Source organism: Enterococcus salsurae (assembly GCF_054784955.1).
In genome coordinates this window covers 326,594-341,073 of record NZ_BAAHWY010000002.1, presented here as the reverse complement: position 1 = coordinate 341,073, position 14,480 = coordinate 326,594, and the positions used below count along the sequence as shown (strand labels likewise).

At 39.8% G+C, this 14,480-nt stretch carries 14 protein-coding genes; 10 read left to right on the top strand and 4 right to left on the bottom strand.

Annotated features, from left to right (window positions below; genetic code table 11):
* Positions 1-75 precede the first annotated feature (75 nt).
* Complete coding sequence (locus ACYVRS_RS05945) at positions 76-441, top strand: hypothetical protein (protein ID WP_312499018.1); 366 nt, start codon at positions 76-78, stop codon at positions 439-441.
* 104 nt (positions 442-545) lie between these two features.
* Here ACYVRS_RS05945 and ACYVRS_RS05940 read toward each other — a convergent pair whose 3' ends face one another.
* The 4 genes from ACYVRS_RS05940 to ACYVRS_RS05925 form a co-directional block, all read right to left on the bottom strand.
* Positions 546-1,016: a MarR family winged helix-turn-helix transcriptional regulator gene (locus ACYVRS_RS05940; protein WP_313539686.1), complete on the bottom strand. Its 471-nt coding sequence runs from the start codon at positions 1,014-1,016 to the stop codon at positions 546-548.
* Between the two features lie 6 nt (positions 1,017-1,022).
* Positions 1,023-1,433 (bottom strand): organic hydroperoxide resistance protein, encoded by a 411-nt coding sequence (locus tag ACYVRS_RS05935; protein ID WP_054114617.1) that lies wholly within the window; start codon positions 1,431-1,433, stop codon positions 1,023-1,025.
* 160 nt (positions 1,434-1,593) lie between these two features.
* Positions 1,594-4,134: a bifunctional lysylphosphatidylglycerol flippase/synthetase MprF gene (mprF, locus tag ACYVRS_RS05930; RefSeq protein WP_461197675.1), complete on the bottom strand. Its 2,541-nt coding sequence runs from the start codon at positions 4,132-4,134 to the stop codon at positions 1,594-1,596.
* A gap of 1 nt (position 4,135) precedes the next feature.
* Positions 4,136-4,861 (bottom strand): alpha/beta fold hydrolase, encoded by a 726-nt coding sequence (locus ACYVRS_RS05925; RefSeq protein ID WP_461202879.1) that lies wholly within the window; start codon positions 4,859-4,861, stop codon positions 4,136-4,138.
* A 224-nt stretch (positions 4,862-5,085) separates the two neighbouring features.
* Here ACYVRS_RS05925 and ACYVRS_RS05920 point away from each other — a divergent pair, with 224 nt between their 5' ends.
* From ACYVRS_RS05920 to dgoD, 9 genes are all read left to right on the top strand, one after another.
* Positions 5,086-6,111, top strand: a complete 1,026-nt coding sequence (locus ACYVRS_RS05920; protein ID WP_054114614.1) for an NAD(P)/FAD-dependent oxidoreductase — start codon at positions 5,086-5,088, stop codon at positions 6,109-6,111.
* 232 nt (positions 6,112-6,343) lie between these two features.
* On the top strand, positions 6,344-7,213 hold the full coding sequence (locus ACYVRS_RS05915) for a cation diffusion facilitator family transporter (protein WP_461197674.1): 870 nt from the start codon (positions 6,344-6,346) through the stop codon (positions 7,211-7,213).
* A gap of 316 nt (positions 7,214-7,529) precedes the next feature.
* Positions 7,530-7,964, top strand: a complete 435-nt coding sequence (locus ACYVRS_RS05910; protein ID WP_461197931.1) for a GNAT family N-acetyltransferase — start codon at positions 7,530-7,532, stop codon at positions 7,962-7,964.
* A 490-nt stretch (positions 7,965-8,454) separates the two neighbouring features.
* The gene (locus ACYVRS_RS05905) at positions 8,455-10,503 is read left to right on the top strand and encodes a BglG family transcription antiterminator (RefSeq protein WP_313509877.1); all 2,049 of its coding nucleotides are present in this window, start codon (positions 8,455-8,457) and stop codon (positions 10,501-10,503) included.
* An 11-nt stretch (positions 10,504-10,514) separates the two neighbouring features.
* Positions 10,515-11,132: a bifunctional 4-hydroxy-2-oxoglutarate aldolase/2-dehydro-3-deoxy-phosphogluconate aldolase gene (locus ACYVRS_RS05900; RefSeq protein ID WP_313509875.1), complete on the top strand. Its 618-nt coding sequence runs from the start codon at positions 10,515-10,517 to the stop codon at positions 11,130-11,132.
* Between the two features lie 12 nt (positions 11,133-11,144).
* Positions 11,145-11,603 (top strand): PTS sugar transporter subunit IIA, encoded by a 459-nt coding sequence (locus ACYVRS_RS05895; RefSeq protein ID WP_313509873.1) that lies wholly within the window; start codon positions 11,145-11,147, stop codon positions 11,601-11,603.
* 19 nt (positions 11,604-11,622) lie between these two features.
* Positions 11,623-11,901 (top strand): PTS sugar transporter subunit IIB, encoded by a 279-nt coding sequence (locus ACYVRS_RS05890; protein WP_313509870.1) that lies wholly within the window; start codon positions 11,623-11,625, stop codon positions 11,899-11,901.
* A gap of 24 nt (positions 11,902-11,925) precedes the next feature.
* Entirely contained in the window at positions 11,926-13,287 is a 1,362-nt protein-coding gene (locus ACYVRS_RS05885; RefSeq protein WP_461202877.1) for a PTS galactitol transporter subunit IIC, read from the top strand.
* Between the two features lie 38 nt (positions 13,288-13,325).
* The gene (gene dgoD, locus ACYVRS_RS05880) at positions 13,326-14,474 is read left to right on the top strand and encodes a galactonate dehydratase (protein ID WP_461202875.1); all 1,149 of its coding nucleotides are present in this window, start codon (positions 13,326-13,328) and stop codon (positions 14,472-14,474) included.
* Positions 14,475-14,480: the final 6 nt, after the last annotated feature.

Genomic DNA, 14,480 nt, shown 5'->3' with positions numbered 1-14,480 from the left:
GGTACTTAGAATGTCTATCATAAAGGTGGTCATTTATTCTTGAATGAGGAAGAAGGGAATTTGGAGGAGGATTTTATGGATTATTTAGATTTTTCAAAGAAAGAGTGGGAGGTTCTGGTTCGCTTTTGGTCAACCTCTGAACCACTATGTTGTGCGGAATTTAGTGAACGATTTGGGATGAATCGCAACACTGTCTTGGCGGTCATCCGGAAATTATTGAATCATGGCATTTTAGAGATTGAAAGCATCAAGATGAGCGGATCCGTTTTGGCTAGAAGGTTCCAACCCGCTGTGACTGAACATGATGTCTTTCAACAATTGCTGACAGGCGATCAGCATCAAGCTTTGATCAAAAATGTCATTCAGTCAATTGATTCTCCTGAAGTTTGTCAGGAACTTTTAGTACTGATTGAAGAGGCCAAATGCGACAAACCTTCATAAACCCATTTTCTATGATCTATCGTGCAGTGGCGTGTTTGGATAAATCATAAAAAAACTATACCTTTCTTTCCTCTGATAGAGAATCGAAAGGTATAGTTTTTTCGTTATATGTCACTGCTGCCCTGAACTAATTTACCTGCCAACATCTGTAATGTGGCTGCTTCCGTTGCGGTCAACGGAAAGAGGGCAAGTAATTTTTGGGGAATATCTGCAGCTTTACTCTTTAAAGCACGTCCTTCATCTGTCAGTGAGATGACGACCATGCGTTCATCTCGTTGATCCCGTATGCGATCAAGCAATTGTTTATCTTGCAATTTTTTGAGTACAGGTGTCAGTGTCCCTGAATCTAAGCATAAATGGCTGCCTAATTCTTTGACAGATAAGTCGCCATGTTCCCATAAAACCAACATCACAAGATATTGGGTATAGGTGATGTGCAACGGTGCCAATAAGGGTTTATACTGCTTGATGATTTCCTTCGATGCAGCATAAAGCGAGAAGCAGAGCTGATTTTCTAATGCGAGTGCATTGAAGGGTGTTGTGTCATTCAATGCGGTGTGTCTGTCTTCAGACATGCGAGATTACGCTTCGACAGCTTTCACTGTCACGTCGATATTGCCAGCAGTTGCTTTTGAATAGGGACAGACAGTGTGGGCAACTTCTAACAATTCTTGTGTTTCTTCTAAAGACAATCCTTCAATCGAACCTTCAAGTTCAACACCTAAAACAAAACTTGATTCACTTTCTGCATAAAGAGAAACTTGTGCAGCCACAGTTGAAGCGCCTTTGATGCCTTTGCTTGATTTGACTAAGTCTAACGCACTGTTAAAGCATGCAGCGAAACCAGCAGCAAATAATTGTTCAGGGTTTGTGGCATTTTCAACACGTTTGCCAGGAGCTGCGATATTTAATTCAAGTGAGTGATCAGGGCTATGCACTTCACCAGAACGGCCACCAGTATTGATCATTTTTGTAGAATACATTTTTTTCATCAGATAATCACTCCAAAAGTTTATTTTTAACAATTTAATTGTACGCAATTTAATTCTTATTTGCAAATGAACTGCTCAGGTTAAGCGTGAAAAGAATCAAACAAAAAAGAACCTTAGCGAGCTAAGATCCTTTTTGTTTGATTCTACAGTCAAGACGGAGCTAGGGACGGTTGATTGGTTTATTATCCACGATCAAAAGAGCGATCATGACATATCCCAGCCAACTATCTCTAGAGTAGAGCGTGTAACGGGGTTGCCATACAGCGGCATATTTTTGCTTGTACTCACGTAAGCCTTCAAAGGAATAGAAGCGTGAGCCAAAGTTATAAATCAAATAGGCGATGCGTTCTTGAATAAAACTCGATCGGAAAGTACCTACATTGGCAAGGGGCGCCATGCCCAAATCGAAGGTCTGTTTGCCAGCTTCTTGGAAATAGCCGAAGAGTTGGATAAATAAGTAATCCATGGTACCGCTTGGCGCAAGCTCTGGGTCATAGCGCATCAAATCAATAGAGGCAGTTGATTCTTGATAGGTTGGCATGAAAGAAGCAAATGCGACCACTTTCCCTGATTGATTACGGACAACTGCTACAGGCGCCTGATCGAGGTAAGATTCTGAATAAAAACCTAGGGAAAAGCCTTTTTCTTTTCGTCCATCTAACCATTTGTCGGATACAGCTTGTAATTCGCTAAAGACTTCTTGCGAAAAAGGCGGATGCAAGATATCGAAGGAGAAACCTTCTTTGGTAATTTTATTGTTGAGGGCACGTTGCCCCTTCATCCGTTTGCCTGATAAAGTGAAGGTTGAAAGATCGACCAATGCTTTTTCGCCAAATTTGATAAAGTCATAGCCAAATTCATGCAGCAGTAGCACGATCTCTTCGCTTGTTTCATAAAAAACGGGGAGATAATGCCATTGATCCATTTCTTCAATAAATGCTTGAATGGCTTCAGGAAAATGCGCCCTGTTGCCGGAAGGATCCCCCATGACCAAACACTTATTGTTGCACGTCGCAAATTGGAAAAAGACTTCAGGTTCTGTTTCGTTTGGATAGTAAAAAACTTGTTTATCTTGCAGAAAGACAAGATGACTATCACTGTTTCCGCCATAGGTCTCCAACACTGAGTGAATGGTTTCTAGTTGCGGTGCAACGCCAATTTGATGTTTGCGTCCCATAAGATAGCGTGCGAAAAACATCACGGCGAGCGCAACGATCAGGATCGCAACGAAGCCTTGCAGCCAAAGTTTTTCCGAAGGGAACAATAGAAAATCAATGTTGTGATGATGGGGACGACCAGAAAGGCGAGGCATGTTATAGATCCCTATCACGACATACATGATCGTCAATGAGCCCATCAGCAAACCGTCGATCGTTAATGCTTCCCATGAGTAAACGATTTGCTGACGGAATAATTCCGTCTTAGATAGAATGATCATGGCCAATAGAAGGATCAAATACAGCATAGTCGACAAGCGGAAGCCGCCGATAAATGCGTAAATGATCGTTGCACCTATCAACGTAAGCGTCGGGAAGTAAGCTCTTTTAACTCGAGCAGAGATGCCTCTGCCAGCCACAATGAACAGATATCCTAGTATGATGCTGGGGTATTGCATAATAAAGTTCAGACGTATTGGGTTGAGATGTGCCAGCCATTTGATGTGCTCAAAGGCATCAGGAATCGTGGCAGATAAAACCAACATCGTTCCTGTTAGATACAACAGAAATACATCAATTTTGTGGACAATCTCCAAACCCAACTCTTTGGGTAATCCAGCAAATCGGGTATTAAAAGATGTACCAAGCGTTTTTGTGAAAAAAACGATACCGATCAAGAATGGAAGCACATAGTAGAACAAGCGGAATAACAACAGCCATGCGATGACAGTTTCTTTAGGAAGTTGAAAGGTGCTCATCCCCACGATCATCATGATATCAAAGCTACCTAATTCCCCGGGAATCATTGAAACGATCCCAATTAGCGAGGCAGCGATAAATAAAGGCAATAATTGCCAGACATCAACATGTATGCCCATCAACCAGCCAATCGCAATAAATGAAACAAAAACACCAGCCCACTCAAATAAAGAGGTAGCAATTAACAGCAAGCGATCCTGTTGCTTCATTTTACCTAAGTAACTGTTTTTTTGTGACAAACTCAGCAGATAAACGATTGGGAAGTACAGACTGCCCCCCAATAACCAAATCCAGTATTGTTGAATAAAAGGAGATACTGGATAAAAAAGCAAAAGAAGCAAGCCAATCAATGAAAGCATAGACAAACCGAACATCAAGTATATAAAGATTTTCGAGAGTGCCTTTGCCACATCGGCGCCTTTTTTTTCTTTTCCGTAAAATTGTGAGCGCAACCCAACACTGATCAACCCGCCAAACCCAGCAAGGTTATTCAAAGAATTGATCATCCAACTTGTTTCAAAGAGATACGGTTTTGGCAGTTGTTGTTCTAATATACGATTGAGAACGATATCGTAACCGATCATTGGCAGCACACAGAGCAATCCAATCACAGCCATCAAGAATAACCGGCCAATCGATAAGGTAGCAAAAATCGATTGCAGGTGATCGATAGAGATTGTTTTACTTAAAGAAAGGATCTCAGATAGGACGATCACACCAACGGTGATCAAGAATAATGTTTTTACTATTTTCTGTTTCTTTTTGATCCATTGTAAGACGTTCATGTCAACCTCCAACTTTTTCCAGAAAAGACAATACTTTTGTATTGAATACTTGCGGATTTTTTCGGGCAAAGCTATGACCTTGGCCCTTGACGACCATGAAATTTGCGCTCGATATACTATTAGCGATATAGAATGAATGGGATAATTTGATTGAATCACGCTTGCCAACTAAGATCAATGTTGGTACAGTGATGTGATTCAAATCTGTCGTCGTCAAACCAATTGGCCGAAAGAGCAAGCCTAAGATCGGCAAAAAGCCTTTCATCCCTTTAGAAAATGGCGCACATAGCCAAACGATTAGATACTGGATCAAACTGCCGATTCGCGAAAGCAGCCGAACCCCTTGTGGTTCGGTATTGCCTGAATTCAAAATCAAGCAGTGGACATATTCAGGATAGCGGTGACAAAAGACCATCGCTAAATTGGCACCATCACTAAAGCCTAGTAGAGAGATCTTCGTCAACTTTTCTTGTTTGATAATGGCCATCAAATCATCTGCCATAATAAAGAAATCCATTTTCTTTTGTTGATTGGTGGACTTGCCATGTCCGCGGCTATCGATCAAAAACAATTGATGTTGGGCACTGAGTGCAGCAATCTGATGTGAGAAAAAGGCGCTGCTACCACCGTTGCCGTGCAACAAAAAGAGTGGGTCTCCATGACCAATTTTTTCATAATAAAGAACAGAGCCGTCTTGCAAAGAAGCATAGCATTTTTCTACTTCCATTATTTCACCTACTTTATATGAGTATACCTTGAATCCAGTCGCTATCACAAATGAATATCAGCATATTCTTAGAAAAATATCTGGTTTTTTTCAATCAGCACAACGTTAAACAAACCATCATTATTTGAAAATATATTCAGAAAATTCTTTACAAATGTAAGTAAGTTGTCTATAATTTCAAGTAATCAATTGAGAATGATTTTCATTTAGGGGGGTAAACAGCGATGTCAACAATCATGGATGTCTTAATTATCGGCGGTGGACCGACTGGCTTATATGCTAGTTTTTATGCAGGGTTACGCGACCTATCTGTTGCGATCTTTGAAGCACAAGCAGAATTAGGCGGTAAAATCAATTTTTACCCTGAGAAGATGGTCTGGGATGTGGGTGCTCTGCCCCCAACCAAAGGGAAGAAAGTCAAAGAACAGTTGATTGAACAAGCGAAATTATTCAATCCAACTGTCTATACGAAAACCAAAATCGTTGCCTTAACGAAAGAAAATGATTTGTTCTATGCAGAAGATGATTTAGGCAGAACACATGTCGGCCGCACCGTACTGGTCTGTATTGGCGGTGGTGTGGTTTCCCCACAAAAATTGCCTTGTTTCATCCATAATAATGTCGATGATTTTATTCATTATCAATTTCCTGATCAGCAAGCCATCAATGGCAAACATTTGGTGATTTCTGGTGGTGGCGATGCGGCTGTTGATTACGCGATCGAAGCTGCTTCTTATGGCGCGAAGGTTACTTTATGTTATCGTGGTGAACACCTGAAAGCCCATGAAGCACAGGTCAAGAAGTTAAACACGGAAGGTATCCATGTGATCATGAATCATACCATCGATGGTGTCAATCAGGCCGATACTTTCAATATGATCTTGACGTTGAAAAATAGTCAAACGCAAGAACGCATTGATTATCTTTGTGATCATCTGTTGATCCAGCATGGTTATGATCGCGACAGTGCATTGCTTGATCGAGTATCCTTTGATCTGGCAAAACATGAAGATTTTTATTTAAACTGTGACATTCCAACGAAAACCAGTCATCCAGGTGTCTTTGCAGCAGGGGATATCCATTATTTTGCGGGTAAAGTCAATTTGTTGGCAGGTGCGTTTCAAGATGCCGCACAAGCAATCAATCAAATCAAACATTATCTTGATCCAGCAAGTGTACCGCAAGCAATGGTCTCTTCTCATAATGAAAAATTCAGCGAGATGAACCACCAATTGCTGGTAAATGAATAGGTCAATTGAATCTTATTTATTCGGTAACAAAAGTGATATGACAGCGCCTTGTTTTTACAGGAAAACAAAGGCAGTCCTGCCATATCACTTTTTTTTGGTAGTAGCGATGCTGTAAATTCGTGCAACGAGAAGTGAATGTTTGCCATTCCTAAATGATTAATTCTCTCAAATAAATGATGCAACGGTTGAAATTTTCAGTTATTATTTTCAAGTTGACTAATGGAGGGATAAGATGAATCAAGCAAGGTATGAAGAATTAAAGAAGGCTGAAAAAGGCGCCTTGATCAGCATAGCCGCTTATATAGTGGTATCAGCTGCTAAATTGCTGATAGGACGTTTTGCCAATTCAGAAGCACTCTGGGCGGATGGGTTGAATAATGCAACAGACATTATCGCGTCCATCGCTGTGTTGATTGGCTTGCGGGTCGCACAAAAGCCAGCGGATAAAGAACACAAATACGGCCATTGGAAAGCTGAAAATGTTGCTAGTCTTGTGACATCTTTGATTATGCTGGCCGTGGGTGCGCAAGTCTTGATTTCATCTATTCAAACGATCATTGCTGGTGAAACAGAAAGTCCAGATATGGTTGCAGCTATCGTCGGGATCGTCTCTGCAATCCTGATGTATGGTGTCTACTTTTATAATAAAAATTTGGCTGCTGCAGTCAAAAGCTCGGCACTTTTAGCAGCTGCCAAGGACAATCGCAGTGATGCCTGGACCAGTATAGGCACGGCAATCGCTATTTTCGCTGCTTCATTTGGGTTAGGTTGGCTAGATAGTCTGACAGCAATCGTGGTGGCAATTTTGATCTTAAAAACAGCCATCGATATTTTTCGCGAAAGTGTTTTTTCATTATCTGATGGATTCGATGACGCTTTGGTCCTGCAGTATGAGCAAGCCATTGCGACATTGACGGAGGTCATGTCGGTCAAATCGATTCGTGGACGGATGTATGGCGCCAATGTCTTTGTGGATGTGGTGATCGCGATGGAGAAAACATTGACCGTCGAAGAAAGCCATCGAGTGGCGGATGAAATTGAACGCATGCTAGCCGAACGATTCCAAGTTTTTGATACGGATGTGCATATTGAACCGGCCTAGGATCGTCGCTGGAAGATAGCAATAAAAACTGCCAACTATCGTCAGAGAGGCTACTAGTTGGTGGTTTCTTTTATCTGGATATTCAGTTCTATTGAAAGTCTTTTAAAAGACGCTACAAGTAAAGTGGTTTCAGTCAGGCACATGGCCATTTGGTCATTCTTGTGTTCTGTGTCGAATGTTTAACCTGCCAGATATAAAAAATAGACTTATACTAAATGATTATATTGCGTATACTAGACTAAAAAGTATAAGGAGAGGTGATACATCCGTGCTAAGTAAAACAATCGTGCAATCTGATCAGGACTATCAAACTTTAATGGATTTGATCCAACGGATTTGGCCAGAAGTATTTGAACCAATCATTGGCGCAGCACAGGTCAATTATATGCTGGCACACTATCAATCATTAGAAGTGATCACAAAAGAGATCCAAGCAGGTGCAGTTTACTTGATTTTAGAAGAAGAAGGGCGACCGGTGGGCTATACGGCATACGAAGAAACCGATGCGCAACTCTATTTAAGCAAATTGTATTTAGATCACACGACAAGAGGAAAAGGCTATGCCAGTGCTGTCTTTGACTGGTATGAAACTTTGGCTACAGGAAAGACGCTGCATCTGAATGTCAATAAAGACAATCAACAAGCTATTGCTGTTTACGAACATCGAGGATTTGTGAAGGTCGGGGAACGTGTGGCAGATATAGGAGCGGGTTTTGTGATGGATGATTATATTTTTGAGAAGCGTTGTTGAGGCGATATTGGTTGTATTAAAAAAAAACTAAACAAATCAGATTCTTGTGCGTATTAAATACTCGTTATTTGCGTCTGTAATAGGGATGCTGCTCATAACTGATGTTATGAGCAGCATCCTTTTTATATGGATAGGAGATACTATTTTCTCTTAATCCTAAAAGTTTTTTAAGCCTATAGTATGTGGATATATCTGTTGGAAAGGGCTCAATGAATAGTTTAAGGAGATCCTTGCCTGTATGAATGACTATTTAGATACGTGATAAATACCGTTTTGATTATTATCTATTCATGTGACAAAATAAAATGAGATTGGTCTGAATTTGACCTCCACTCGTTAACTGAGCAGATATCGTAACGCAAGATGTACATCTAAAGGATAAAAGAAGGACTGTGACAAATGAAAAAGATAGCTATGACAAAAACCGCTTTCAATGGAAGCGCTTGTCGTAATTCCAGAACGTATACTATAGATGTCAGGAGGGGAAGAGATGAATGAACGGATCCGGGATATAATCACCTATTTGATCAAAAAACCAGAAGCAAAAATGGCAGAGTTGACGAATGCACTCTCCTTGACGAAGAGGCAAATAAATTATGCGATTCAACAGTTTAATGCAGAACTTTCTCTGAACAAGATGCCAGAGATTAGCAGAAACCATACGGGAGATTTTATGATTCCTTTGGAGGTACTGAAAATTTTTACAACGAGCATCACTGATGATCAACTTTCTTATAATGAGCAGATATTCTCCGAAAATGAACGTGCAGCATGCTTGATTTGTTACTTATGTACAAGAATTGACTATATTAGCATGGATCACTTAACGGATTTACTCATGGTCAGTCGGAATACTGTTCAAGAGGACTTGAAAAAAGCAGAATGGATTGTGAGCAAGTATGCTCTATCAATACATTATGATCGTAAAAGCGGATATCAATTGAGAGGTTTAGAAAGAAGAGTCTTGCAGTTGCTTTCTGATCTTGTAAAGCAATATGACTTTCTCAGAAAACTTGAAATCAAGCAACTGTTGGCACCAGATGTTTCCGAAGAAGATGTCATACATTTGATACATAATATGGAGCAGATGCTTCATCTAAGTTATTCAGATGAATCAATCGATTACTTACAGGTTTCAATCAGATTTTCTTTACAAAGAGCTATACGACAACCGACTAACGATGAAGTTCATATTCAAAAGGAAATCTCAAATACGCCAGAGTTTAAATTCTTGAAAGTCCTATTGCAAGATACAGAATGGTCAACAGTCAATAGAAGTACGCAATCATGGTTGACTTTATTATTCTTGACATCAAATATATTTGAACGAAAAACAACGCAAACTTTTGACTCGGATCAAATATTGCGTCAGTTGATAGATGATATGATTACGAATTTTGAGAGCCAGACACTGATTGAGATTGAAGACCGGGACGTGTTTCAACGACGAATACTTGGGCATTTACGTCCTGCTTGTTTTAGGATCAAGTATCAATTAAGTCTAGGCGTCTATTCTTTGGATAGTTTAGTTCAAGATAGTAATCATGCTATCTTGAACGGTTTGATGAAAGAATTGATCATTCCAATTGAAAATTGGTTGGGACAAGCATTTCCTGCTGATGAATTAGAATTGTTGTCGTATTATTTTGGCTATCAGTTAACGAGCCCTGGGAACACGATGCTGCAAAAACCGCGAGCAGTTGTGGTTTGCGCCAATGGCGTGATGGTATCTAAGCTTATGCAAGAAAATTTAAAGAAGTTGTTCCCTGAACTTCATTTTTTGGCTTCCTTTTCCGTACGAGACTTTTATAGATTTAGTTCTGATTATGACCTTGTGTTTACAACAACAGCTTTAAAAAGTGACTTGCTTCAGTTTATTATAGACCCAATCATGACGTACAAAGAACAAATCAGTTTGAGATATCGGGTTCTTAAAGAGTTGGGTCTGAATGAGATTGACCGTTCAGTAGATGAATTGATGAAGATTATACGTAAATTCAGTAAAGTTAAAGATACCAAAGCGCTGATAGAGGAATTGGAATATTTTTTATTAAGAGAAAAACAGGATTCGCCTTTGGAAAATACCAAAGTGCTACCTGCATTGACAAATTACCTAAAACCGAGTTTTATTACGATCGTTGATCAGCAGATTTCTTGGCAAGATGCCGTTTCACTAGCCTGTGAACCGTTGCTGACCCATCAAATAATTGACCAAACCTTCATCGTGGATTGTTTAAGACAGATTGAAGCTGAGGGGTATGCGGGTTATTTAGGTACAAACACTTGTATCCCTCATACAACAATTGAACATGGAGTCATGAAAGATGGCATCAGTTTACTAGTGTCAAGAAAGCCTATCGAGTTTCCCAATGGCCAATCTATTTCCTTTATCTTCCCATTGTCTTTTTATGATTTAACGAAGCACTTGAAAGCGGTGAACCAATTAGCAGCTTTTAGCAGTAATCCACAGTCAATGGACACAATATTGAAAGCACCTGATACAAAAGCCATTTATCAAATATTAAGGCAGATTACTTAAGGAGGATTATGATGAATAGAATAGATTATCCCCGCTTTACGATTATTATGCGAGGATATACGTATGAACAAGCGGATGCAATTTTGCGCGCAATAAAAGGTTATGAACAATATTTCGCAGTTGAGATGACATTGAATACAGATCATGCGCTGCAGCATATCAGTAGGTTGAATGATAAGTATGGTGAACAAATTTTGATTGGTGCGGGTACCGTCAGAACATTAACCGATGCCAAAGCAGCAGTTGAAGCTGGCGCAAAATTTTTATTAGGACCGCATACTTTCTCTCAAGAAATGTTGCATTTCGCGAAGGAAAACGAGGTGATAGCTGTTCCCGCCGCAATGACTCCTTCTGAAATCAATGACATGTTTGATCATGGAGCAGATATCGTTAAAATTTTTCCGGCAGCTGTTGTGACACCTCGTTTTTTCTCAGATGTCCAAGCACCCCTAGGAGAACTCCCATTGATGGCTGTTGGTGGTATTTCCATCAATAATGCACCTGATTTCTTGGCACAAGGTGCGCGCTATTTAGGTTTTGGATCAAATCTTTTCAACAAAGAAGATTTAAATGCTAGAGATGCAAACGGTCTGGCTGCTTCATTACAAACGATTGTATCTTTGGTTTAAGGAGGAAAAAATATGGATGTCGCATTAGATGAAGAACTTGTTTTTCGAAATATACACGCAAATTCAAATAAAGAAGTATTGTCTTTTCTGGCCAATCAACTATATCAAAAGGGATTTGTTGAGGAATCATATATTGAAGCAATTCAGATGAGAGAAAAGGAATATCCAACAGGTTTGCCTTCAACTCAACCGATCGTGGCGATTCCTCATGCAAACTATGAACTTGTACATCATACAACATTGGCTATAGCAACACTAAAAAATCCAGTTGATTTTCATAATATGGAAGACACCGCGTCATTATTGCCTACTCAGATCGTGATCATGATGGCGATCGGCGAACCACACGGACAAGTAGAAATGCTTCAAAAAATCGTCAGTATTATTCAAAACGAACCGCTAAGAAAACAAATGATAGCAGCAGAAACAGATGACGTACTACTCAATTTATTAAAAAAGGCGATTGCCTAAAAAATAGGAGGAAAAGAAAATGAAACGAATTTTAATTGCATGTGGAAATGGGATTGCGACATCAACGGTAGTAGCATCTAAAGTAAAAGAGTATTTGAGTGAACATGGGGTTGATGCTTCAACAACACAAACCAAACTGATGGAAGTACCAAGTAAGGTACAAGATTATGATCTATTAGTCACTACTGGACAATTTGAAGGTCAAACAGGAGATGTTCCAGTGGTTAAGGGCATGCCGATTTTAACAGGAATTGGAGCCGAACAAACGATGGAAGAAATTTTGAGTTATCTAAATTAAAAAAAGGCGTAAGGAGCGAATACAATGAATATTGTAATGAATGTGTTTAACTTCTTTATCGAGGCAGGTCCTACTGTGATGCTGCCAGTTATCATTACGATCATAGGTATGATATTTGGGCTTAAGATATCTCGTGCATTCAAATCGGGGTTGACTTTAGGTATTGGTTTTGCAGGAATTAAACTGATTCTAGATTTTATGACAACAAATGTTGGACCCGCATCTAAAGCAATGGTAGATCGTACAGGCGTGCAATTAGATGCGTTAGATGTAGGTTGGGGATCAATTGCTGCTGTTACATGGGCTTCGCCAATTATTGCTATCTTGATCTTTGCTATCTTGATCGTAAATGTTATTATGTTGATTCTTAAACGGACGCAAACTTTAGATGTTGATATTTGGAATTATCATCATATGGCGATAGTAGGTGTAATGGTCTATTTTGTGACTAAGAATGTTGCTTTAGGTGTTGGAGCGTCTGTTGTAATGGCTATTGTTACATTTAAAATGTCAGACTGGTCACAACCATTGGTTGAAGATTTTTTTGGAATTCCTGGTGTATCCTTGCCAACAGTTTCTGCGCTTTCTTCCTTAGTAATTGCATGGCCAATGAATTGGCTGTTAGATCGGATTCCTCTTTTTAGAAATTCAAAATTCACTATCAAAGACGCCCAAAAATATCTTGGATTTTTTGGAGATTCAATGATTATGGGTGGTGTGATCGGAATTGCTATCGGATTTTTGGCAGGTTATGACATCAAAGCAGTACTGCAGTTAGGGGTCAGTATGTCAGCAGTATTGGTCTTAATTCCTAAAATGACTTCTCTCTTTATGGAAGGATTAATGCCAATTTCTGATGCAGCACAAAAATGGTCACAAAAAAAGTTCAAAGGTCGACGCTTATTTATTGGTTTAGATGCTGCTGTCGTGGTGGGAAATCCAGACGTGATTACAACAGCGTTGATTATTATTCCTTTAACGATTGCTACAGCACTAGTGTTACCAGGTAATCGCGTATTGCCATTTGCAGATTTAGCAGTGGTACCATTTCGGGTCGCCATGGTTGTAGCACTTACAAGAGGAAACTTACTAAAAAATATTGTGATTGGTTTAGTAGTTACTGCTTCATTGCTATGGTGTGGTTCTGCAACGTCACCAATCCTAACCGAGATTGCCAAACAAGTCGGTATAGATCTAGGCTCTAGCTCAATGTTGATTTCTTCATTCGCGGCTACATCAATGATTCAAAGTTATTTAGTCTTCTTAGCGTTCACCTATAATCCTATGATTGGTATTCCTATTTTGTTACTTGCTTTTGGTGGAGTATGGTATTTCTTTGAAGGTATTAAAAAGATCAACCGTGAATCTGTAATTGAACAAAATTAAGCAGTTGCTTAATTGAATACCGAAAGGGGACACAGGAATTGAAAATATCTAAAATAATAGTTTATAAAGTGAAACCTCGCTGGATTTTTGTCAAAGTTTCGACGGACGAAGGCATTGAGGGATGGGGAGAGATGATCTCCGGTACAAAAACTGAAACGGTGGTAGCAGGTGCTTATGAAATAGGAAATCGTTTTTTGTTGGGACAGAACCCTTTCGAAATTGAACGTTTATTTCAAATCATGCATCGTTCATTTTTCAGAGGTGGACCCATTCATGGGACGATTGTTTCCGGTCTGGAGATGGCTTTGTGGGACATTAAAGGAAAAGCGCTGCAAGTTCCTGTATATGAACTATTAGGCGGCGCAGCGCGGGACCGAATCAAAGTTTACTCATGGATCGGCGGTGATCGACCGAATGAAGTAGTTGCACAAGCGCAAGACCGTTTTGACCGTGGCTTTACTGCAGTGAAAATGAACGCAACTGAAGAACTTCATTATATAGATTCCTATGAAAAAGTTGAAGAAGTAGTTGAGAGAGTAGCATCCATACGGGATAAATTCGGCTATAGTCTGGATATCGGAGTTGACTTTCATGGCAGAGTGCATAAACCCATGGCAAAAGTTCTGGCGAATGCTTTAGAGCCGTATCATCCAATGTTTCTCGAGGAAGTTGTATTGCCAGAAAATGAAGAACATTTCAAAGAAGTCGCACAAGCAGTGGCAGTTCCTTTGGCAACAGGTGAAAGACTTTATACGAGATGGCAATTCAAGTCGATATTTCAAGCAGGGGCAATTGACATCATTCAACCAGATGTCGCTTTATGTGGTGGCATTCTTGAAACCCGCAAAATAGCTGCGATGGCTGAAGCTTATGACATTGCTGTAGCACCGCATGCACCATACGGACCAATTGCTTTAGCAGCTACACTTCAAGTCGACTCTTGTACACCAAACGTCTTTATTCAAGAACAAAGTTTGGGTATTCACTATAATAAAGGGTTCGATCTTTTAGATTTTGTTAAAAACAAGGAAATTTTCCAATACAAAGATGGGTATGTCGATTTGCCGCAAAAACCAGGTCTAGGACTTGAAATGGACGAGGAGCGGGTGAAAGAAATTTCTCAAGAAGGATTAATATGGACAAATCCACAATGGAAAAATTATGATGGTACTATCGCGGAATGGTGATATAGG